20 protein-coding genes are annotated in these 19,637 nt (G+C 64.5%); 2 read left to right on the top strand and 18 right to left on the bottom strand.

Features of this window, described 5'->3' with window-relative positions; all coding sequences use genetic code 11:
• From RMO25_RS11560 to RMO25_RS11475, 18 genes are all read right to left on the bottom strand, one after another.
• The coding region (locus tag RMO25_RS11560; RefSeq protein WP_309662754.1) for a PhoH family protein at positions 1–738 on the bottom strand (738 nt) is incomplete at its 3' end.
• Positions 738–2,063 carry a tRNA (N6-isopentenyl adenosine(37)-C2)-methylthiotransferase MiaB gene (miaB, locus tag RMO25_RS11555; RefSeq protein ID WP_309662753.1) on the bottom strand — a complete coding sequence of 442 codons (1,326 nt, stop codon included), beginning with the start codon at positions 2,061–2,063 and terminating at the stop codon, positions 738–740. The genes miaB and RMO25_RS11560, both read right to left, overlap by 1 nt.
• Before the next feature lie 11 nt (positions 2,064–2,074).
• The gene (locus RMO25_RS11550) at positions 2,075–2,812 is read right to left on the bottom strand and encodes a lysophospholipid acyltransferase family protein (protein WP_309662752.1); all 738 of its coding nucleotides are present in this window, start codon (positions 2,810–2,812) and stop codon (positions 2,075–2,077) included.
• 13 nt (positions 2,813–2,825) lie between these two features.
• Complete coding sequence (locus tag RMO25_RS11545; protein ID WP_309662751.1) at positions 2,826–3,248, bottom strand: Fur family transcriptional regulator; 423 nt, start codon at positions 3,246–3,248, stop codon at positions 2,826–2,828.
• A 113-nt stretch (positions 3,249–3,361) separates the two neighbouring features.
• The gene (locus RMO25_RS11540; protein ID WP_309662750.1) at positions 3,362–3,787 is read right to left on the bottom strand and encodes a MucR family transcriptional regulator; all 426 of its coding nucleotides are present in this window, start codon (positions 3,785–3,787) and stop codon (positions 3,362–3,364) included.
• Positions 3,788–3,902: 115 nt separating this feature from the next.
• Complete coding sequence (locus tag RMO25_RS11535; RefSeq protein WP_309662749.1) at positions 3,903–4,388, bottom strand: GNAT family N-acetyltransferase; 486 nt, start codon at positions 4,386–4,388, stop codon at positions 3,903–3,905.
• Positions 4,388–4,999 carry a tRNA (adenosine(37)-N6)-threonylcarbamoyltransferase complex dimerization subunit type 1 TsaB gene (gene tsaB, locus RMO25_RS11530; protein ID WP_309662748.1) on the bottom strand — a complete coding sequence of 204 codons (612 nt, stop codon included), beginning with the start codon at positions 4,997–4,999 and terminating at the stop codon, positions 4,388–4,390. Before tsaB ends, RMO25_RS11535 begins: the two co-directional genes overlap by 1 nt.
• A gap of 72 nt (positions 5,000–5,071) precedes the next feature.
• Complete coding sequence (locus tag RMO25_RS11525; RefSeq protein ID WP_309662747.1) at positions 5,072–5,644, bottom strand: NifU family protein; 573 nt, start codon at positions 5,642–5,644, stop codon at positions 5,072–5,074.
• A gap of 31 nt (positions 5,645–5,675) precedes the next feature.
• Positions 5,676–6,329 (bottom strand): cytochrome b/b6 domain-containing protein, encoded by a 654-nt coding sequence (locus RMO25_RS11520; RefSeq protein WP_309662746.1) that lies wholly within the window; start codon positions 6,327–6,329, stop codon positions 5,676–5,678.
• A 7-nt stretch (positions 6,330–6,336) separates the two neighbouring features.
• On the bottom strand, positions 6,337–6,897 hold the full coding sequence (locus RMO25_RS11515; RefSeq protein ID WP_309662745.1) for a cytochrome c: 561 nt from the start codon (positions 6,895–6,897) through the stop codon (positions 6,337–6,339).
• Between the two features lie 9 nt (positions 6,898–6,906).
• Entirely contained in the window at positions 6,907–7,815 is a 909-nt protein-coding gene (gene mmsB, locus RMO25_RS11510) for a 3-hydroxyisobutyrate dehydrogenase (protein ID WP_309662744.1), read from the bottom strand.
• A gap of 103 nt (positions 7,816–7,918) precedes the next feature.
• Positions 7,919–8,692, bottom strand: a complete 774-nt coding sequence (locus RMO25_RS11505; RefSeq protein WP_309662743.1) for an enoyl-CoA hydratase — start codon at positions 8,690–8,692, stop codon at positions 7,919–7,921.
• Positions 8,693–8,701: 9 nt separating this feature from the next.
• Complete coding sequence (locus RMO25_RS11500; protein ID WP_309662755.1) at positions 8,702–9,778, bottom strand: enoyl-CoA hydratase/isomerase family protein; 1,077 nt, start codon at positions 9,776–9,778, stop codon at positions 8,702–8,704.
• Positions 9,778–11,415, bottom strand: a complete 1,638-nt coding sequence (locus RMO25_RS11495; RefSeq protein WP_309662742.1) for a hypothetical protein — start codon at positions 11,413–11,415, stop codon at positions 9,778–9,780. The genes RMO25_RS11500 and RMO25_RS11495 overlap by 1 nt, the downstream gene beginning before the upstream one ends.
• A 1-nt stretch (position 11,416) precedes the next feature.
• A complete protein-coding gene (locus tag RMO25_RS11490; RefSeq protein WP_309662741.1) occupies positions 11,417–12,559 on the bottom strand; it encodes an acyl-CoA dehydrogenase family protein in 1,143 nt (380 codons plus the stop codon).
• Between the two features lie 262 nt (positions 12,560–12,821).
• A complete protein-coding gene (locus RMO25_RS11485; protein ID WP_309662740.1) occupies positions 12,822–13,337 on the bottom strand; it encodes a hypothetical protein in 516 nt (171 codons plus the stop codon).
• A 35-nt stretch (positions 13,338–13,372) separates the two neighbouring features.
• A complete protein-coding gene (locus RMO25_RS11480) occupies positions 13,373–14,254 on the bottom strand; it encodes a hypothetical protein (RefSeq protein ID WP_309662739.1) in 882 nt (293 codons plus the stop codon).
• A 58-nt stretch (positions 14,255–14,312) separates the two neighbouring features.
• Positions 14,313–15,731 (bottom strand): aldehyde dehydrogenase family protein, encoded by a 1,419-nt coding sequence (locus RMO25_RS11475; protein WP_309662738.1) that lies wholly within the window; start codon positions 15,729–15,731, stop codon positions 14,313–14,315.
• A gap of 118 nt (positions 15,732–15,849) precedes the next feature.
• Here RMO25_RS11475 and RMO25_RS11470 point away from each other — a divergent pair, with 118 nt between their 5' ends.
• Together RMO25_RS11470 and RMO25_RS11465 are read left to right on the top strand one after the other, a co-directional pair.
• Complete coding sequence (locus RMO25_RS11470; RefSeq protein WP_309662737.1) at positions 15,850–17,256, top strand: M28 family peptidase; 1,407 nt, start codon at positions 15,850–15,852, stop codon at positions 17,254–17,256.
• A gap of 101 nt (positions 17,257–17,357) precedes the next feature.
• Complete coding sequence (locus tag RMO25_RS11465; RefSeq protein ID WP_309662736.1) at positions 17,358–19,622, top strand: VacB/RNase II family 3'-5' exoribonuclease; 2,265 nt, start codon at positions 17,358–17,360, stop codon at positions 19,620–19,622.
• The last annotated feature ends 15 nt before the right edge of the window (positions 19,623–19,637 follow it).

The following is a 19,637-nucleotide window of genomic DNA, read 5'->3' as shown; positions in this document are numbered from 1 at the left end:
CGCGTCGTTCAAAGTGCGGCCGCGCATAAAGGCGATCGGCGCGATCTCGATTTCGCCCGAGGCGATGCGGCGTTCGACTTGCTCGGTCGGCAGCATGTCATAGAGCGCGTCGTAGAGCGGGCGGAGGTAGGGGTCGACCTTTTCCTTCATGTCGCCGGGGAGGAATCCCAGGCGTTCGCCGGCCTCGACCGCCGGGCGTGACAGGATCAGCCGGTCGACGCTGCCGGCGATCAGCTGCGACACCGCCTGGGCGACGGCGAGATAGGTCTTGCCGGTGCCGGCGGGGCCGAGCGCGAAGATCATGTCGTCGCGGGCCAACGCCTCCATGTAGGTGGTCTGCACCGCCGAGCGCGGGACGATGGTTTTCTTGCGGGTGCGGATCATCACCTTGGGCGGTGAGGTAACTTCGTCCTCGATGATGCCGTCGAGATGCGGCTGGGCGGCCATGGCGATCACCGCATCGACCGCCGCGGCGTCGACGTCATGACCCTGGTCGAGACGGTTGTAGAGCCCGATGAGGACATCGCGAGCACGGGCGGCGGCGTCAGCGTCGCCCTCAATCTGGACCCGGTTGCCGCGCGCCGCGATGTGCACGCCCAGCCGGCTTTCGATGGTCACCAGATGGCGGTCGTAATCGCCGAACAATGGCCCGAGCAAATAGGGCTGATCGAACTCCAGCTCGAGCCGGGCGCGATCCTGGTCGTTGGCTTGGACGGCAGCAATGTCGCGGCGGGCCATCAGGCGGCCACCCTGGAAATTGGCTCGGTGCGAACCGCGCCGGCCATGCTGTTGGGGCCGGCGGATATTAGCGTGACATCGATCATGTCACCGGGCACGGCGCTGGTTTCGAGATGCACCGATTGCATCCACGGTGAACGGCCGATCATCTGTCCCAATTGCCTTCCCTTGCGCTCAATGAGGATGCGCGTGTCCTGGCCGACCAAGGCGCGGTTGAATGCGAGTTGATGGACGGCGATCCGATCGTGCAGCCGCCGGAGCCGTTCGTCCATGATTTCCGGCGCAATCTGTCCGTCCATCACCGCGGCGGGCGTGCCGGGGCGGGCGCTATATTTGAACGAATAAGCGGCGGCGTATTGGACGGCGTCGACGATGTTCAAAGTAGCCGCGAAATCCTGCTCGGTCTCGCCGGGAAAGCCGACGATGAAATCGCCGGAGATGGCGATGCCGGGGCGGGCGGCGCGGGCCTTTTCGATGGTCCGCAGATAGCTGTCGGTCGAATGGCTGCGGTTCATCGCCTTCAAAATGCGGTCGCTGCCCGACTGCACCGGCAAATGGAGATAAGGCATCAACTTGTCGATCTCGCCGTGGGCGGCGATCAGCCCCTCGGTCATGTCGGCGGGATGGCTGGTGGTATAGCGGATGCGCTCGAGGCCATCGACGTCGGCGAGTGCGCGGATCAAAGCGTCGAGCCCGCGGTCGCCGTCACTCCACGCGTTTACATTCTGGCCGAGCAGGACGATTTCGCGCGCGCCGGCTTCCACGAGGTCGTGGGCTTCGGCGACCACGTCGGTCCACGGCCGCGAGATTTCAGCCCCCCGGGTGTAGGGGACGACGCAATAAGTGCAGAATTTGTCGCAGCCTTCCTGGACGGTGAGGAAGGCGCTCGGGGCCGCTCGGCGGCGGTTCGGAAAGGCGCTGAATTTGGCCAGGCCGGGCAAATCGGTGTCGATCGGGCGACCGCCGCGCGCGACCTGGGCGACCATTTCCGGCAAGCGGTGATAGGCTTGCGGGCCGACGACGATGTCGATCATTTTGGAGCGGGCCTGTGCCTCGGCGCCCTCGGCCTGGGCAACGCAGCCGGCGAGCGCGATCATCGGCCGCGAGCCGTCGTCGCGGCGCAGCCGACCGATGTCCGAATAGGCCTTCTCGGCGGCTTTTTCGCGGATGTGGCACGTGTTGAGGACCACCAGATCGGAGTCCTCGCCCGGCGCGACCGGCGCGAGGCCGGTGTCGACCAGCAGCTCGGCCATACGCTCGCCGTCGTAGACGTTCATCTGGCAGCCGAATGATTTGATATGAAAGGTTTTGGGGGCGGAAGGCATGGGCGAGTTGGCTATAGGCCAGTGCGCGCGGAACTTGAAGCGGTGAGCGCGGCCGAAATCGCCTGATGTGCCTGTTGGGCGACTAGCTTGCGGTCCGCGCTGGGTTCGAGCGGGGGCAGCAGGTGGAGTGTGGTCGGCAAGCTCCCCTTGCGGCCGAGGACGCGCAGGATATTGTCCTTGCCACTCTCATTGTACCAGCCGACTTCGCAGGCCGCAGGACCGTAGTCGAGCGCCACCGGCCTCACGTGGGATCGAGGCGGCGCGGGGGCGACCGCGGCGAGCAGCGAGGAGCGAAACGGCAACAGTTGGTCGCCGGGTCCGGTGGTGCCTTCGGGAAATAAGGTAAGCGGCTGCGGCCGTTCCAGCGCCACGGCGATCGCGGTCGCCTGGTTGGCGGTTGTGCTGCGCTTGCCGCGGGTGATGTACAAAGTCTGGTTCTGGTCGGCGAGCCAGTGGATGAAGCCGTGGCCGAGGTTGTCCTTCGACACGAAGGCGCAGCCGGTGGCGCCGGCCATCACGATAATGTCCATCCAGCTGAGATGGTTGGCGAGGAGCAGCGTGTGCGGCCGGATCGGATCGCCTACTACGCGCACGCGCGCTCCGACAACCCATGCGGCGGCGGCGAGGAAGCGCCGCGGCCAAAGCGAGCGCCCGAGCAGCCATTTCGACAACAAATGCGGCGGCAGGCAGGCGAGGAACAGCAGCAAGAGGCCAGCGACGCGCAAGGCAGCGCGGATCATCGGGATCATCGCAGGCGGGCGGTCAGCGGCCGCGGTCGAGGGCGACGCCGTACAGCTCCCTGCGATGGTCGACGAGGCGAAAGCCGAGCTTCTCGGCGATCCGCTTTTGCAGGTCCTCGAGATCCTCATCGACGAATTCGATCACCTTGCCGGTTTCGACGTCGATCAGATGATCGTGATGCGCGTCCGACGCGGCTTCGTAGCGCGAGCGGCCGTCGCCGAACTCGTGGCGCTCGAGAATGCCCGCCTCCTCGAACAAGCGGACCGTCCGGTAGACGGTGGCGATGGAAATCTTGGGATCGATCGCGGCGGCGCGCTCGTGCAGCGTCTCGACGTCGGGGTGATCCTCGGCGTCGGACAGGATGCGCGCAATGGTGCGCCGTTGTTCAGTGATCCGGAGACCTTTGTCGGCGCACAGGGCTTCGATGTCGATATTGCGGTGCATAGGTCCCTAGTTAGGGACGGACGAGCGGCGGGTCAAAGCCTGACGTCATCGCGAGCGCAGCGAAGCGATCCAGTTGCTGGATTGCCGCGTCGCTGCGCTCTTCGCAATGACGGTTACCTTGTGCCGCGAGTTTTGCGGCGCTTGGTGCCAAGACCGATTGACTTGGCGAGTGCACGGCGTTGTTCGGCGTAGTTGGGCGCGACCATCGGATAGTCGGCGTTGAGGCCCCACTTCTGGCGGTACTGGTCGGGCGTCATTTGATAATGTGTCATCAGATGCCGCTTGAGCATCTTCAGCCGTTTTCCATCTTCCAGGCAGACGATGTAGTCGGGCTTGATCGACGAGCGGATCGGAACCTTGGGCTCCGGCCGCGCTTCGGGCGCCGAGCGGCTGTCCGAAATGGTCGAAAGCGCGCTGTGAACATTCTGAATAAGGGTCGGCAAGTCATTGACGGCAACGCTATTGTTGCTGACGTGCGCCGCAACGATGTCTGCGGTCAATGCGAGCAAAGTGTCTTCGGCACCTTCATTATCGATCATGGTGATTTCCCAAGCTTTGGCCAAGTGCTGACGAGCATCGCACTTCAGGCTCCTCTATAGTAAGCGGCGGTTGTTCTTGGTGCAATAGATGCGGACAATTGCGGCGAGTTGGACTCTACAATTCGCGGGCAAGGGTTAGCGCGTCATGTTGGCGGCCGTCGCTGCCGCGGTAGTAATTGGACCGCCGTCCGACCGGTGTGAATCCGGCCTGGCGATACATTTGCACCGCGGGATTACCATCGCGGACTTCGAGGTGGACTCGATTAGCCCCTGCCGCGCGCGTACATTCGACAAACTGATCGAGCAGCAGGCGGCCGATACCGTGCCGCTGATAATCCGGAGCCACCGCGAGGAGCAGCAGTTCGGCTTCCCAAGCAACTGTGCGGAAGAGCGAGAATCCGACCGGTGCGAGGCGACTATGATCCTGGGCAAGCATCAGGGATACGCCGGTCATCGGCAGGATTCCGGCGCATTGCGAGCGCGTCCATCCTTCGCCGAAGCCCGGTTCGAACGCAGTGGTCATGATCGTCATGACCGCCGGCAGATCGGTCGATCGGCCCGGGACCACCCGCACTGCTTCGTCCGAAGGCACGGTGCTCATCAGGCGGCCTGGCGAGCGCGGGCGTCGGGAGCTCGTGCATAAATTGGTCGAGGTGCCAGGGTGCGCAGTTCGTCGGGCAGCTTGAGCGCGTCGGCGGCGCGGGGCCACGCCTCGATCGCTTCGCCGGAACCACGGGCTTCGACCAGGTCGGGCGCGCCTGGTCCGACCACTAAAGGTGCCGATATTTCCCCTGCAGCGTCGCCGGGTGTGAGGTTGAGCAGGAGTGTCGATGGCGCGAGGGGGCTTCGATTGAATTGTTGGACAAACAATTCGCCGTGGCCGCCGTGCATGACGGCAGCGACCGAAGCGCCGTCGGTCGCGCCTGCCGCCAGCAACGCCAGTGAAGACATGCCGGCAAGTTCGGCGTCCCAGCCGATCGCGAGGCCCTGGGCGGCGGCAATCCCGACCCTGAGTCCAGTGAAGCTGCCCGGCCCGACACCGACGACAATGCGGTCGGCGGTGCGTCCGTCGCAAAGCTCCGCGATCATTGGTACCAGGCGCTCGGCGTGACCGCGAGCGATCAACTCGTCGCGGTGCGCGATGCAGTTTCCCGATGCGTCGAATAACGCGACGGTGCAGGCGGCGGTCGACGTGTCGATCGCAAGGATCATAGGAATGTCCTTGTTAACCATGCGATTGGGCCACAGGCGGAGCGCCGGAGCAAGGAAATAGTGCGTGTCGGCTCAGACGGCCTCGACCGACTCAACCTCCGGCACATAGTGGCGGATCAAATTTTCGATGCCGTTCTTGAGCGTGATTGCCGACGACGGGCAGCCATGGCAGGCGCCTTGTAACCCCAGGTACAAATGCCCGTCCTTGTAGCCGCGATAGACGATGTCGCCGCCATCCTGCGCGACCGCCGGGCGGACCCGGGTTTCGATGAGCTCGCGGATTTGCGCGATGATCTCGGCGTCGGCCGGGTCTTCCTCGATATGGGGTTGGTCCGAGATATGGATGCCGGCGGCGGTGCCGGTCGTGAACAGGGGTGCACCACTGACGAAATGATCGAGCAGCACGCCGACCACTTCGGGCTCAAGCTCATCCCATGAAGCGTCGGGCGCGGCGGTGACCGAAATGAAGTCGCTGCCGAAAAAGACGCCTTCGACGGTGCCGGTCGCAAACAATTCCGCGGCCAGTGGCGAGGCCTGGGCGGTTTCGGCGTCGGCGAAGTCGCGGCTGCCGGCGTCCATCACTGCCTGACCGGGCAGGAATTTGCGCGTCGCCGGGTTGGGCGTGTGTTCGGTCCGGATCAACATGGCCGTGATGTGGCCCCGCGGCTGGCTGCGATCAAGGGGAGAAGGGCGGCGCGCCGGCGACGATCCAGCGGGTAACCGCGAACGCGGCTGCAAGGCAGAGGAGGGCCACCCACCATTTGCCGGGCCGCATCGGCGCCACGTCAGGCTTCAGCGCAAGACGACCGGTGATCATCCCCGTAACCAGTTTCTGACCGCGAAACTTGTAGTAGATGATCGCGCCCAGGTGCATGACGATGAGGGCGAGCACGACGTAGAACCAATATTCGTGAATATCGCGCGCGGTATCGGTCGCATCGAGGCTGACCAGGCGGGCGAGCGGCCCTTCATAAAGGCCATCGGGGTCGGTTGAGATCAAACCGAGCCCGACCTGGATTGCGACCGCGCCGAGCATGGCGATGACGCTCAACCCGCCGAGCGGCGTGTGCCCGGCGATGCGCCAGTCGCTATTGCCGCGAAGATAGGCCCGGACGGCACGCGGACCGCGCACGAAATTGCCGAATCGGGCCGTCGAACTGCCGAAAAATCCCCACAGCAGGCGGAAGACCAGAAGGGTCAGGATCGCGATGCCCGACCAGATATGCCAGTCGGTGTGGTGGAATTTGACCGACCACCAGCTGAAGCCGATCAACCCGGCCAGCAACCAGTGGAACAGCCGGACGGGCAGGTCCCAGACGGAGGCCTTCACCAGGCGCTCACTTCTCTTCGCTGCGATAGGTGTCGTGGCAGGCCTTGCAGGTTTTGCCGAGATCGTTGAATCGCGACTGGACGACAGCCATGTTGCCCGACCTCGCGGCGGCGTCAAAGGCTGCCGCGGCTTGCTCAAATGCCCTGTCCCTGGCGACGAAATCCGCCGGCCTCTGCCAGATTTCCTCCTTGGCCCGCGTCTTGCCAGTATCCGGGCCGGTCCCGGCCGGGAACCAGGTTGGAGACTTGGCGGCAAGCCGCGTGATCGTCGCGGCCGCGGAGCGGACCACATTCAGATCGGTAGTTCCCGATTTCAGCGAACGGCCCGCAAGCTTAAATGACTTGCCGATCTGCTCCATGCCTTCGTGGCGCTCGTGCATCCGCCGCATCGCCGCGCCATGCTTCATCGGCCTGCCCTGCATCGACTGCATCATGCCGGGCATATCGATCATCGTGGCATCGACGCCCGTGATCGGCAATACCTGGGCATATTTGGTGGCTGCCGGGGTGTCGCCGGATTGGCCGCAGCCGGTCAGCAGCGCCGCGGCCGCGAGTAGGGTGTTACGCATACATTCTCCTTAGCCTTGGTCGTCTTCGGGCGGCTTCCAGCTGTCGTCGATCATCTTGATGATGCCGGAGAAGTCCTTGGTGCCTCCGCCCAAATCGACGAAGCGCTGGTACAGTTCCTCCGCTTCGCCGCCCATTGGCGTGTAGGCGCCGGCCTCCATCGCCGCTGCCATCGCCAGCTTGAGGTCCTTGAGCATCAGCGCCGCCGCGAAGCCGCCCTCATAGCCGCGGTCGGCCGGGGTTTCCGGGCCGACTCCCGGGACCGGGCAGTAAGACGTCATCGACCAGCTTTGGCCCGACGCCTTGGAGGCGATGTCGTAAAAGGTCTGCAAATCGAGGCCGAGCTTACCGGCGAGGACGAAGGTTTCGCAGGTTGCGGCCATGGTCGCGCCGAGCAGCATGTTGTTGCAGATCTTGGCCGCCTGGCCGGACCCGGCGGCGCCGGCGTGGATTACCGCTTTGCCCATCGCTTCGAGGATCGGGCGAGCCTGCTCGAAGCCTTCAGCCGACCCGCCGACCATGAAGGTCAGCGTTCCGCCTTGGGCTGCGGCGATGCCGCCGGAGACTGGAGCGTCGACCATAGTAAAGCCGTCCGCTTGCGCCTCTTCCTCAACCAACTTGGCAGTGGCGACGTCGATGGTTGAGCAGTCGATCAGGATTGCGCTCTTGGGGGCAGCCGCGAATACCGCGCTGCGGTAGACGTCGGCGACATGCTTGCCGGCCGGCAGCATGGTCACGATCGCGTCGGCGTCTTTGCACGCCTCGGCAGCGGACCTGGCGGCGGTACAGCCGTGTTCGACCGCGCGCTTGAGGGCATCTTCGCTGAGGTCAAACGCGCGGACCTCGTGGCCGGCCTTGGCGAGGTTGGGCGCCATGCCGCCGCCCATGTGACCGAGGCCGATGAATGCGATTTTCGCCATGCTAATTCCTTAATTCCTCAACGTCATTGCGAGGAGCGCAGCGACGAAGCAATCCAGCGCACACAAAGAAACTGGATTGCCGCGCTTCGCTCGCAATGACGGATTATCGTCCGGTCCACTTCCCTGGGCGCTTTTCGACGAAAGCGGTCATGCCTTCCTTTTGATCTTCAGTGCCGAACAGGCCGTGGAACAAGCGGCGTTCGAAGCGGATGCCTTGGGCCAGGCCAATTTCAAATGCGGCGTTGACCATCTCCTTTGTGGCGATGGCGGCGAGCGGGGCCATGGCGGCGATCGCGGCGGCGGTTTTCAGCGCTTCGTCGAGCAGCTCTGCAGCGGGGACGACCTTGGCGACCAGGCCCAAGCGTTCGGCTTCCTCGGCGCCCATCATCCGGCCGGTCAGGCACATTTCCATCGCCTTGGCTTTGCCGATCGCCCAGGTCAGCCGCTGCGAGCCGCCCATGCCGGGCGTGACGCCCAATTTGATTTCCGGCTGGCCGAATTTGGCGGTGTCGGCGGCGATGATGAAGTCGGCCATCATTGCCACTTCGCAGCCGCCGCCCAATGCGAAGCCGGCGACCGCGGCCAGCCACGGCTTGCGGGTCGCGGTGACTTGCTCCCACCCGGCGAAGAAATTGGCCGAATACATGTCGGCGAACCCCTGGGCCTGCATCTCCTTGATGTCGGCCCCGGCGGCGAAAGCTTTTTCCGATCCCGTCAGGACCAGGCAGCGCTTGCTGTCGTCGGCGTCGTAGGCGGCGAAGGCGGCGATGAGCTCGGCCAGTACCTGGTTGTTGAGCGCGTTGAGCGCTTGCGGACGATTGAGTGTGACCAGCGTGACGGCGTCGCGCTGTTCGACGAGGATGGTTTCGTAGCTCATGCTCACTCCTCAGAAATCGAACGGGCGCCACTGCTCCTCGGGGGGCAACGGCTCGAAAAATGCGTCGACGTCGCGGTCGCCGATCACCTGCGGATTGGTCGGCCGCCACTGCGGGTGATTGTCCTTGTCGATCAGCAAAGCGCGGACGCCTTCCTTGAAATCCGGATGGTGGATCAGGCGGACCATGATGCCAAACTCCATCCGCATCTCGTCAACGAAGTGAAGCTGGTAGGGGCTTTCGACGAGCAGCTTGAGGGTGACCTTGCAGGCCATCGGCGATTTGGCGCGGATGTTCAGCGCCTCGGCCGCGGCCCAAGTGTCGCCGTCGGCCGCACCGGTATCCAGCGCATCGAGGATGTCTTCCAGCCGGTCGGACGCGAAATAGCGGTCGATCTTGGCGAGATTACCCATGATCCGGGCCTCGGGAATAAACTCCTCGCTGAGTTCGTCGAGCACCGCCTGGGCGCGAAACGGCTGAGAGATAATCCGTTCCTTGGCCTCTTCGAGCCGGTCGGAGGGCAGATAATGGGTGGCCAGCCGAAGCCGCAGACACTCGGCGCCGTCCAGCCGGGCCCCGGTCAGCGCGAGGAATTGGGCGAGCCGGCCGCGCAGCCGCGAAAGATAGCGCCCGGCGCCGACGTCCGGGAAAATGCCGATGGTGGTTTCGGGCATTGCCAGCATGGTCCGCTCGGTCGCCACCCGATAGCGGCACGGGCAGGCGATGCCGACGCCGCCGCCCATGGTGACCCCGTCCATAAAGGCGATGCCGGGTTTGGCGTAAGTATATTCGAGGTGGTTCAGGCGGTATTCGTCGAAGAAGAAGGCGCGCGCCGCGGCTTCGTGGCCGTCGACGTTTTGCGAGATGTCGACGACGTCGCCGCCAGCGCAGAAGCCGCGGCCCTCATTATGGTCGATAAGGATGATGCGGACGTCGGGATCGTCGCGCCATTCGATCAGCGCGTTGGCCATGTCGCGGACCATCTGGCGGTTGAGACTGTGCAGCGCCTTTGGGCGATTGAGGCGGAGCCGACCGGCGAGGCCTTGCTTGACGGTGATGACGTCCTTCACATTGGCCACCGCATCCATCACGGCATCATCGCGTAGCGGCCCGGCGCCGGTTCGAGACCGTTCTTGATCGCGCGTGCTGGCAGCGTGTTGCCGCCGCCGTGATGATCTAGCCAATTAGTCCAGTGCGGCCACCAGCTGCCATCGTGGCGGGTGGCAGCGGCGAGCCAGTCCTCGGCCGCGGCGGGACGGGCATCGCCGATCCAATAGCCGTGCTTGTTGGCGGCGGGCGGGTTGATCACCCCGGCGTTGTGGCCCGAGCCGCCGAGCACGAAATCAGCGCCGAGCAATCGGGCGCCGTCATAAACCGCGCTCCACGCCGAGACATGGTCTTCCTTCAAGGCGATCACCAGCATCGGCGTCTTGATCGCGGCGAGGTCGATGGCGACGTCGCCGACCATGAAGCCGGCCGGTTCCTTCAAACTGTTATTGAGCAGCAAATCGCGGTTGTACGACTTCAAAAAAGCGGCGGGGATCCGCGTGCCGTCTTCGAACCAGGTCAGCAGGTCCGAAGGCGGGGCCGGCTGCGCGAGCAGATAATGCTGGACCACCGACGACCAGATGAGGTCGTTGGCGCGCATCGCCGCGAACAGCCGCTGGAGTTCGACGCTGTCGATGAAGCCCTGCGCCTCGAGATGGTCTTCGAGCGCCCCCAAATGGCCTTCGTGGACGAACGCCGACCAGTCGCGCATGTCGGCGAAATCGACCATCGAGCCGATCAGGGTGGCCGAGTTTACGTCCTTGGCGCGGCCCTTGGCGGCGAGCCAGGCAAGCGCGATTGCCGCCAGTGTCCCGCCAAGGCAGAAAGAGAACAGGTCGGGAGCTTGGCCGGTCCGCTTGGTCACCTGCTCGACGGCGGTGACGACGCCTTCGGTAACATAAGCCGCGACGTCCTTGTCGCGGTGCGCTTCCGTCGGGTTGACCCACGAGATGACAAAAACGGTGCGACCCTGGTCGACCAGCCATTTGACCAGGCTCGACTTGGGCCGAAGGTCGATCATGTAATAGCGGTTGACCAGCGGCGGGACGTACAGCAGCGGCTCGGCCGCGACCGTGTCGGTCGCTGGCGCGTATTGGATCAGCTGGAACAGCTCATTCTCGAACACCACCTCGCCCGGCGTGGCGGCGATCGTCTCGCCCTTGACGAAGGCGGTGGGGTCGCTGCGGCGCTGGACGATGCCTTTGCCCGACGACAAATCCTCGAGCAGGTTGGAAAAGCCCTCGACCAAATTCTGGCCACCGGTTTCCTGAATGCGCTTGATCACCGCCGGGTTCGTCACGGCGAAATTGGTCGGCGACACCGCGTTCAGATATTGGTCGAGGAGGAAGCTGGCGGTCGCCTTCGACTGGCCGTCGCCGCCGCCCTTGGCGACGAGGTCGCGCAACTGCTGCGAGGCGAGCAGATAGGCATCGCGGATCGCGCGGTAATAGGGATCGGCCGACCACTCGGGCGCGGCGAAGCGGCGGTCGCGCGGCGGATCGGCGGGGGGCGACAGCGCGCTGGTCCAGAACTCACCCCACTGGCGGGTCGCGGCCAGCTGCACTTCGAGCAGCTCGGCCGGCTTGGCGGCGAGACCCCAGGCGAGGTCGCCGGCGCTGCGGGCCATGGCAAACGGGTCGAACGGCAAGGTCGGCCGCTTCGTCTTGGCGTCGGTCATCCTACTGGCGCAGCAGGTCGCGGCTGATGATCACGCGCATGATCTGGTTGGTGCCTTCGAGGATCGAGTGGACGCGCAAGTCACGCCAGAAGCGCTCGATCGGATAATCCTGGAGGTAGCCGTAGCCGCCGTGGAGCTGCAGCGCGCGGTCGACCACCGACGAACCGGTATCAGTCGCCAGCCGCTTGGCCATCGCCGCGAACCGGGTCTTGTCGGGCGCGTTGGCGGAGACCTTGGCGGCGGCGACATAGAGCAGATAGCGCGCTGCTTGAAGCTCGGTTTCCATGTCGGCGAGGGTGAACTGGGTCGCCTGGAAGTCGGCGATGGCGGTGCCGAACTGCTTGCGCTCCTTGGTATATTTGATGGCTTCATCGAGGCAGCGCTGTGCGCCGCCAAGCGAGCAGGCGCCGATGTTGAGGCGGCCGCCGTCAAGGCCGGCCATGGCGATGCGGAAGCCTTCGCCCTCGGCCCCGATGCGGTTGGCGACGGGGACGCGGACCTCGTCGAAATTGACCTGGGCTGTAGGCTGCGAGTGCCAGCCGAGCTTCTTTTCCTGGGCGCCGAAGCTGACGCCCGGCATGTCCTTTTCGATCACCAGGCAGGATATGCCCTTGGGCCCGTCTTCGCCGGTGCGGACCATGGTTACGTAGATTTCATTCTCGCCGGCGCCGGAGATAAACGCCTTGGAGCCGGAGACGACATAATGATCGCCATCGAGCACTGCCTTGGCCTTCAATGCCGCGGCGTCGGAGCCCGATGACGGCTCGGTCAGGCAATAACTGCCGATCCGCTCCATATTGATCATCGACGGCAAATACTTCGCCTTGACCTCGGTGGAGCCGTAGCGGTCGATCATCCAGCTCGCCATATTGTGGATCGAGATGAAGGCGCTGGTCGACGGGCATCCATAGGCCATCGCCTCCATGATCAGCGCCGCTTCGAGCCGTCCGAGGCCGATGCCGCCGCTCTCCTCCGCCACGTAGATCGCGCCGAAGCCCAATTCGGCGGCTTGGCGGATCGTGTCCCTGGGGAAGATGTGCTTTTCGTCCCACTCGGCGGCGAACGGAGTGATCGCGTCGGCGGTGAACTTGACCGCCATGTCCTGAATCTGGCGCTGGTCGTCGGTGAGGTCGAACTGGGTCATAAGGAAGCGCGCTCTAGCCCGCGACTTGCCCCTCGACCAGCCCCGACAATCCTTTCAGTCGGCGTTTGCCGGCTGACCAACATTCGATGCTTCGTCGTCGCCGTTGGCAAGCTCGTTGGTCGGCGTCGCGGTGCTCTCGTCGGGCGGTAGCGCTTCGATTTCGGTCATGCCCGCGGCGCTATTTTCCAAGGCAATATTCTGTTCCGCCGGCGATTGTCGGCAGGCGGATGCCGCCGCGAGGCCGATCAGGGCCAGCAGCGCTCTAGGTACAACGCGCATAGGTAAAGCTCGCCATGGGACTGCTCTCCGTCCGGACCAGCTTAGCCTTTTTCAACTGCAATGTCTCGAACTTGCTCCAGCTTTGCCCTTCGCCGGTGAATACGAAATCGGCACCAATTGAATCCTTCGACACGCTGACATTGCGGGCCGGGACCGCACGCGATTCATAGAAGGCCAAGCGGCCGCCGCTGACGACGAGCAGGCCCTTGGCGTCACCCTTGGTCGACGTGCAGTCGGCGGGGGTCATCCCCCAGCGGCCATGCAACGCGGCAGGAATCGCGGCAGCGGGCACTGGCGGCGCGCCGGCCGGGACAACCACGACATTGGCCGGCGCCGATCCATCGACGCTCGACGCGCCATTCTTCGCACCGGCGACCATGTTGACCGAAGGCAGGCCGGCGGTGTTGTTGGCCTCGTCCGCGACCGGATCCCGCTTGTCGCACCCGGCGAGGGCGAGGACGATAACCAGCGGGATGACAAGTGTTTGGGCAGTTCTCATGCCGGCCCAACGCGCGAGTGCGGATTTGGACGCGATCAGTTCAGACAGGCACCGTTTCGCATCCCCAGGCGCATGATTTTCGAGCCGTTGGGGTCGAACCGCACGAAATAGATCGAACGTCCGTCGCGAGACCAGGTCGCGTAGGCGTCTTTCGATGGCCCGTCGGTCAATTGCCGGCGGCCAGTTCCGTCGATTTGCATGATAAAAAGGTTAGGCTGCTGGACGCCTTTGGTAATCGCGCTGAACGCGATCCAGCGGCCGTTGGGCGACAGCGCCGGATAGCCTTCCTCGGCCGCGGTCGCCCCGACCGTGCGTTCCGTCCGCGCGCGGAAATCGCGGATGACGATGTCGTAATTGTCGCCTTCGGTCTGGCGGTGGAACAGGATGCGGCGGCCACCGTCGAAAAATTGTCCATGCGCTTCGTAACGCAGATCTTCGGTGAGCTGCTCGACCAGGCCATCAGAGCGGCGCACTCGGTAGAGGTCAGACGCGCCGGAGCGGGTCGAGTTGAATAGAATCCAGCGGCCATCGCGCGAATAGGAGCCGAGCCACTCCGCCGAGGGTCCGGAGGCGAGCACGCGCGCCACCCCGCTGCGCCGGTCGAACTCGACCAGCTCGGTCTTGAGCGCGCGGTCGCCGGGATAATTGGCCGAGACCAGGAAGCGGCCGTCGGGGGAAAAGGACGGCGCATTGGTCAGGTGAGGAAGGTCGAAGCGCTTGCCGCTGCGCAGGTCGAGCAAATAAGCGCCGCGCTGGACGCTTGCTCCGGAGCCCCGATCCCAGCCGATTGCCAGAGTCCGGTCATCGGGCGACAGGCCGTCAAACATCACATGATTCTCGCCGGCTGTTCCGGCGATCAGGCGGGGAGTGCAGCTTCCGCCATGTTTGCCCGCCGCCCCACCGGCCGCCGTTGCCATGACCCCCGCAATGATCGCGGAAATCGCAGCCTTAATCACAACCCAGCCCCCAAACCGCTTAACCAAGCTTTTCGATCACGTCGCCGAACAGCGCCTCGTCGCTCGGCAGCGTCTTGGGCGTGGCGAGTGGCCGCGACACCCAGGTCTCGTTGATCAGGTCGCGCCAAGTGATGTTGTTGTTGGTGCCGTTGCCGCCCCAGCTGCCGCAGCCGAGCGAGAAGGTCTGGCGCATGCCGTTCCACAAATTGCCGCTGTTGGAGGCCGATTGCGGCTGGTTGACCATCACCCGGCTGGTGTTGGTGCCCTCGGCCAGTTTCATGATGTTGGCGTCGGAGCGCGAATAGATGCCGCAGCTGTGCCCCTGGCCCTGATAGGCCTGGATGCGGTTGGTCAGCACAATCGCCTCGTCGATGTCGGCTGCCCGATAGAGTGCCATGGTGACCGTCATCTTCTCGCCCGAGAAGGGGTGGTCGGGGCCGGTGCCGGTTTCGGGAACGATGAAGAATTGCGTGTCGTCGGGGATCGCAAAACCCGCATAGTCGGCGATGAACTTCGGGGACTGTGCCACGATCTTGGCGTTGATATGCCCGTCGACCCAGATCGCCTGTTGCAGCTTGGCCTTCTGATCGTCGTCAAGCACCAGCCCGCCCTTGGCGACCAGCCTGGCGAGCATATCGTCATGGATCGCATCGACCAGGATCACGGCATTGTCCGCGCTGCACGACGCCGCAAGGTCAAGCGTCTTGGACAGGCGAATCTTCTCGGCGGCGTCGTCGAGGTCGGCGGTCTCGTCGACGGTGATGACGGCATTGCCCGCGCCCACGCCGAGCGCCGGGGTGCCGGAGGAATAGGCCGCGGTGACCATCGCCGCGCCGCCGGTGGCGAGGATGCGGTCGCATTGTCGCATCAGCTCTTCGGTCTTCTCGATCGTGGGCGTGTCGATGCTCAGCACGATGTCGGCCGGCGCCCCCATCTTGACGATAGCCGCGCGCATCAAGTCGCAGATCAACTTGTTGGTCAGCTTGGCGCGCGGGTGCGGCGCGACGATGATCGAATTGCGTCCTTTGATCGCCGAGATCGCCTTGATCACCGGGGTCGCCTCGGGATTGGTCGAGGGCGACAGCGCGCCGATCACGCCGACCGGCTTGGCGATCTTGATGAGGTTGCGCGCCTTGTCTTCCTCAATCACGCCGACCGACTTGTCGTCGATAATGTCCATCAGCGTCGCCCGCGTCTTGCGGAAAATCTTGAGATATTTGCCCTCATAATTGCCGAGCTGGGTCTCCTCGACCGTATGGCGCGCGATCATTTCAGCGACATCGGGCTTGGCCACCGCCCACACCATCGCGCGGATCAGCGCGTCGACCTGCGCCTGCGTATAATGGGCGATCTTGGCCTGCGCCGCGCGCGAGCGGGCAATCAGCGCGGCAATTTCATCGGCGTCGGACAATGGCTGGTGTTGAACGGCAGTAGCCACGAACTGAAACTCCCGAGATGGATGGCGCGCATTTTGCCAGCCTATGCCCGCAAAAGCAAAGCCATCACCGCATTTTAGGATGATTGCCAGCCTGTGCAAAGTAGCATTAGGCTGGCTCATGCCCTTTATCATCCTTGCCGCCGCGATGATCGCGGCCACGCCGCCCGCACAGACCCCTGACGCGCGTCTTCGGGCAATCATTGCCCCGGTCAGCGGGGCGCGGATGAAGCGCACGGTGGAGGCGCTGGTCAGCTTCGGGACGCGGCATACGCTGTCGTCGCAGACCGATCCCAAGCGCGGGATTGGCGCCGCGCTCGAATGGACCCGGGACGAATTCCAGAGTTTCGGGCTGCCAACCGAGCGCCCTTGCGACACTTTTACCGGCGACCGTATCCCCCAGCCGACCCCAGTCTGCGACATGGTGGCCATCCAGCGTGGGACCGAGCGGCCCAACGATGTCGTCATCATCCAGGGGCATATCGACAGTCGCGTGACTGACGTCATGAATTTCACGTCCGATGCGCCGGGGGCCAACGACGATGGGTCGGGCACCGCCGCGGTGATCGAGGCGGCGCGGGTGCTGTCGAAGCACAAATTTCCCGGAACAATCGTCTATGCGGCGCTGTCCGGCGAGGAGGAGGGGCTGTACGGCGGCAAGGTGCTGGCGAATTACGCCAAGGCGCAAGGCTGGAACGTCGTCACCGTCCTCAACAACGATATCATCGGCAATAGCTGTGGCTCAGACGGGGTGTGCGATGCGACGCACGTGCGGGTGCTGTCCGAAGGCCCTCGCTCGCAGGGGCAGGCCGAACTTGCCGCGGCGACGCACAGCCTCGGCGGCGAGAATGACAGCCCGTCGCGCAATATCTCGCGCTACCTCGACAGCCTCGCCGACCGGCTCAAGATCGGCCTCGACGTCCGCCAGATCTGGCGCACCGACCGCTTCGGGCGCGGCGGCGACCATATTCCGTTCCTCGAGATGGGTTTCCCCGCCGCGCGGCTGTCGGTCGCGGTCGAGAATTACGACTGGCAGCACCAGGATGTGCGGGTCGAGAAGGGCAAGCAGTACGGCGACACGGTCGACCATATGGACTTCGCCTATCTGGAGAAAGTCGCGAAGCTGAACATCGCCGCGCTTGCCGCCATCGCCAGCGCCCCGCCGCCGCCGGAGCCGATCGTCGAGGGAGCGGTAAGCACGGATACCAAACTTAACTGGAGGGGCGTGTCGTCCGCCGTCGCATATGTCGTTCGTTGGCGGCGCACTGACTCGTCGGGTTGGGAACAGCAGCGCAAAGTCTTGGATCGCAATGCCTTTGTAGAGAAACCGAACGACCCGTCCTGTCACATGACGAACAACGAGCCTCCGTGGACAGAATGTTTCGTTTCTCTCCCCCACATCCGCGTCGACGACTGGGTGTTCGGGGTCTCCTCGGTCAGCGAGGACGGCTTCGAGAGCCCGGTCGCTTCGGCGGTGCCGGGCGGAGCGTTCAAGCCGTGGGTCGCGCCGCCACCGGAAAAGAAGTGATCTGTCACCCTGAACTTGTTTCAGGGTCCATTTCCGTGAAGGGCAGCGCGGTCGCCGCAATGGATGCTGAAACAAGTTCAGCATGACGGCGTAGGAAACCGATGCCCCGCAAGCGAACCCCCGGCCTGCCGTCGCGCAAGCAGATCCTCGACTTCATCGCGACGTCGGACCAGCCGGCCGGTAAGCGCGAAATCGCGCGAGCGTTTGGTTTGAGCGGGCAGGACAAGATCGGCTTGAAGACCCTGCTCAAGGACATGGCCGATGAGGGGCTGATCGATTCGGCGCCGGGACGCGCGTTCCACAAGACCGGCGGGGTGCCACGAGTGACCGTGCTGCGGGTGGTCGAGGCCGATGACAGCGGCAATGTCTGGGGTGTGCCGGAGTCGTGGCACGCCGAGACGCCGCCGCCCAAGATCAAGCTGATCGAGCGAGGGCGTCGGGGCGCGCTGGGGATTGGCGACCGGGTGCTGGCGCGGACCGAGGAGCGCGGGGCAGGGCTGATCGCCCACCCGATGAAGAAGCTCGAGGCGAGCGCCGAGCTGGTCCTGGGCGTCATCCGCAAGGAGGGGACGAAATTCTGGCTTAGCCCGGTGGAGAAGAAAGAGCGGCGCGAGCTGGCGGTCAGCGAGTTGAAGGACGCGCAAGCCGGCGATCTGGTGCTGTGCGAAGTCTCGGGGCGAGGGCCGCGGGTGACGGCGCGGGTCGATGCAGTGCTCGGCGATCCGTTCGCGCCCCGGAGCTTCAGCCTGATCGCGATCCACAAGCACGGGCTGCGGCATGAATTCTCGGAAGGTGCGATCGAGGAAGCGCATCGCGTGTCGGAGCTGCCGCTGGGCGAGCGGGAGGACCTGACGCACCTGCCGATCGTCGCCATCGACCCGGCCGACGCGCGCGATCACGACGACGCGATCTGGGCCGAGGCGGACGGAGAGGGCGGCTGGAACGCAATCGTCGCCATCGCCGACGTCAGTTTCTACGTGCGGCCCAATTCCGAGCTCGACCGCGAGGCGAGGGCGCGCGGCAACAGCGTCTATTTCCCCGACCGGGTGGTGCCGATGCTGCCCGAGGAATTGTCGGCGGACATTTGTTCGTTGAAGCAGGGCCAGGTCCGGGCGGCGATGGCGTGCCACCTCAAGATCGCCGGCGACGGGACGTTCAAAAGTTGGCGTTTCACGCGTGCGAAGATTTGCGTGGCAGCAAATATTGCCTATGAGGATGCTCAAGCCGCCATCAATGCAAGTCACGGGAATCGCACGGAAGTCTCATCGTCACCCTGTTCGATGCCGGATGTCGAAGGGGCCGTGTCAGCCGATCTGGTCGAGCGTGCGCTTAAGCCTCTGTGGGCGTGCTGGCGAGCCCTGCTAACGGATCGCAACAAGCGCGCACCGCTCGAACTCGACATCCCCGAACGTCGAGTAGTGCTAGACGAGAAAGGGCGGATCCTGTCGGTGGCGCCGCGCGAACGGCTCGACGCCCACAAGTTGGTCGAGGACTATATGATCGCCGCTAATGTCGCCGCGGCGCGCGCGATCGAGGCCAAGAAAGCGCCGGTGATGTACCGCGTGCACGAGGCGCCGAGCCGGGAGAAGCTGGTCGCCCTCAAGGACTATATGGCGACGTTCGGGCTCGAGTTCGCGCTCGGCCAGGTGATCAAGCCGGCGACCTTCAACCGGGTCATCGAACGCGCTGGCGAGGATGAGTCGCGGACCGAGATCATGGAGCAGATCCTGCGGACGCAGATGCAGGCACGTTATGGCCCCGAACGGCTCGGCCATTTCGGGCTGGCGCTGGCGACCTACGCGCACTTCACGTCGCCGATCCGCCGCTACGCCGACTTGCTGGTTCACCGCGCGCTGGTCAGTGCCTACCGGCTCGGCGAGGGCGGGTTGCCGGCGGGCGAGGATGAGAAGTTCGAAGCGATCGGCGAAGCCATATCCATGCTTGAGCGGCGCGCGATGGAAGCCGAGCGCGATACCGTCGACCGCTATGTCGCGGCCTTCCTGTCCGACCGCGTCGGGCAATTGGTCGAGTGCCGGATCACCGGCGTACAGCCGTTCGGCTTCTTCGCCACGGTCATGGATTTGGGCGGTGACGGGCTGGTACTCGCGCAGACGCTCGGCCAGGAATATTTCCGTTATGACGAGAAGGCCCGCCAGCTGATCGGTGAGCATAGCGGCGAGACCTACCGCGTCGGGCAGAAGCTGACCTTGCGGCTGGCCGAGGCCAATCCGGTGTCCGGATCGTTGCGGTTCGAATTGCCGGAGGGATCCTATGGCGGCGGCTCGAGGAGCCGATCGGACCGATCGCGGCCGGGCCCGCGCCGCGGCCGGCCGGCCAATATCCGCCATCAGGGTAAGCGAAGATAAGAAGATAAGGAGAAG

The organism is Sphingomonas sp., from assembly GCF_031361285.1.
GTDB lineage: Bacteria > Pseudomonadota > Alphaproteobacteria > Sphingomonadales > Sphingomonadaceae > Sphingomicrobium.
The sequence above is the reverse complement of the archived record's forward strand: the minus strand, read 5'-3'. Positions and strand labels throughout refer to the sequence as shown.

Coding starts and splice junctions, on each gene's coding strand:
- miaB (WP_309662753.1), bottom strand. CDS start 2,063: ATGCCTTCCGCCCCCAAAACCTTTCATATCAAATCATTCGGCTGCCAG.
- RMO25_RS11550 (WP_309662752.1), bottom strand. CDS start 2,812: ATGATCCCGATGATCCGCGCTGCCTTGCGCGTCGCTGGCCTCTTGCTG.
- RMO25_RS11545 (WP_309662751.1), bottom strand. CDS start 3,248: ATGCACCGCAATATCGACATCGAAGCCCTGTGCGCCGACAAAGGTCTC.
- RMO25_RS11540 (WP_309662750.1), bottom strand. CDS start 3,787: ATGATCGATAATGAAGGTGCCGAAGACACTTTGCTCGCATTGACCGCA.
- RMO25_RS11535 (WP_309662749.1), bottom strand. CDS start 4,388: ATGAGCACCGTGCCTTCGGACGAAGCAGTGCGGGTGGTCCCGGGCCGA.
- tsaB (WP_309662748.1), bottom strand. CDS start 4,999: ATGATCCTTGCGATCGACACGTCGACCGCCGCCTGCACCGTCGCGTTA.
- RMO25_RS11525 (WP_309662747.1), bottom strand. CDS start 5,644: ATGTTGATCCGGACCGAACACACGCCCAACCCGGCGACGCGCAAATTC.
- RMO25_RS11515 (WP_309662745.1), bottom strand. CDS start 6,897: ATGCGTAACACCCTACTCGCGGCCGCGGCGCTGCTGACCGGCTGCGGC.
- mmsB (WP_309662744.1), bottom strand. CDS start 7,815: ATGGCGAAAATCGCATTCATCGGCCTCGGTCACATGGGCGGCGGCATG.
- RMO25_RS11505 (WP_309662743.1), bottom strand. CDS start 8,692: ATGAGCTACGAAACCATCCTCGTCGAACAGCGCGACGCCGTCACGCTG.
- RMO25_RS11500 (WP_309662755.1), bottom strand. CDS start 9,778: ATGGATGCGGTGGCCAATGTGAAGGACGTCATCACCGTCAAGCAAGGC.
- RMO25_RS11495 (WP_309662742.1), bottom strand. CDS start 11,415: ATGACCGACGCCAAGACGAAGCGGCCGACCTTGCCGTTCGACCCGTTT.
- RMO25_RS11490 (WP_309662741.1), bottom strand. CDS start 12,559: ATGACCCAGTTCGACCTCACCGACGACCAGCGCCAGATTCAGGACATG.
- RMO25_RS11485 (WP_309662740.1), bottom strand. CDS start 13,337: ATGAGAACTGCCCAAACACTTGTCATCCCGCTGGTTATCGTCCTCGCC.
- RMO25_RS11480 (WP_309662739.1), bottom strand. CDS start 14,254: ATGGCAACGGCGGCCGGTGGGGCGGCGGGCAAACATGGCGGAAGCTGC.
- RMO25_RS11470 (WP_309662737.1), top strand. CDS start 15,850: ATGCCCTTTATCATCCTTGCCGCCGCGATGATCGCGGCCACGCCGCCC.
- RMO25_RS11465 (WP_309662736.1), top strand. CDS start 17,358: ATGCCCCGCAAGCGAACCCCCGGCCTGCCGTCGCGCAAGCAGATCCTC.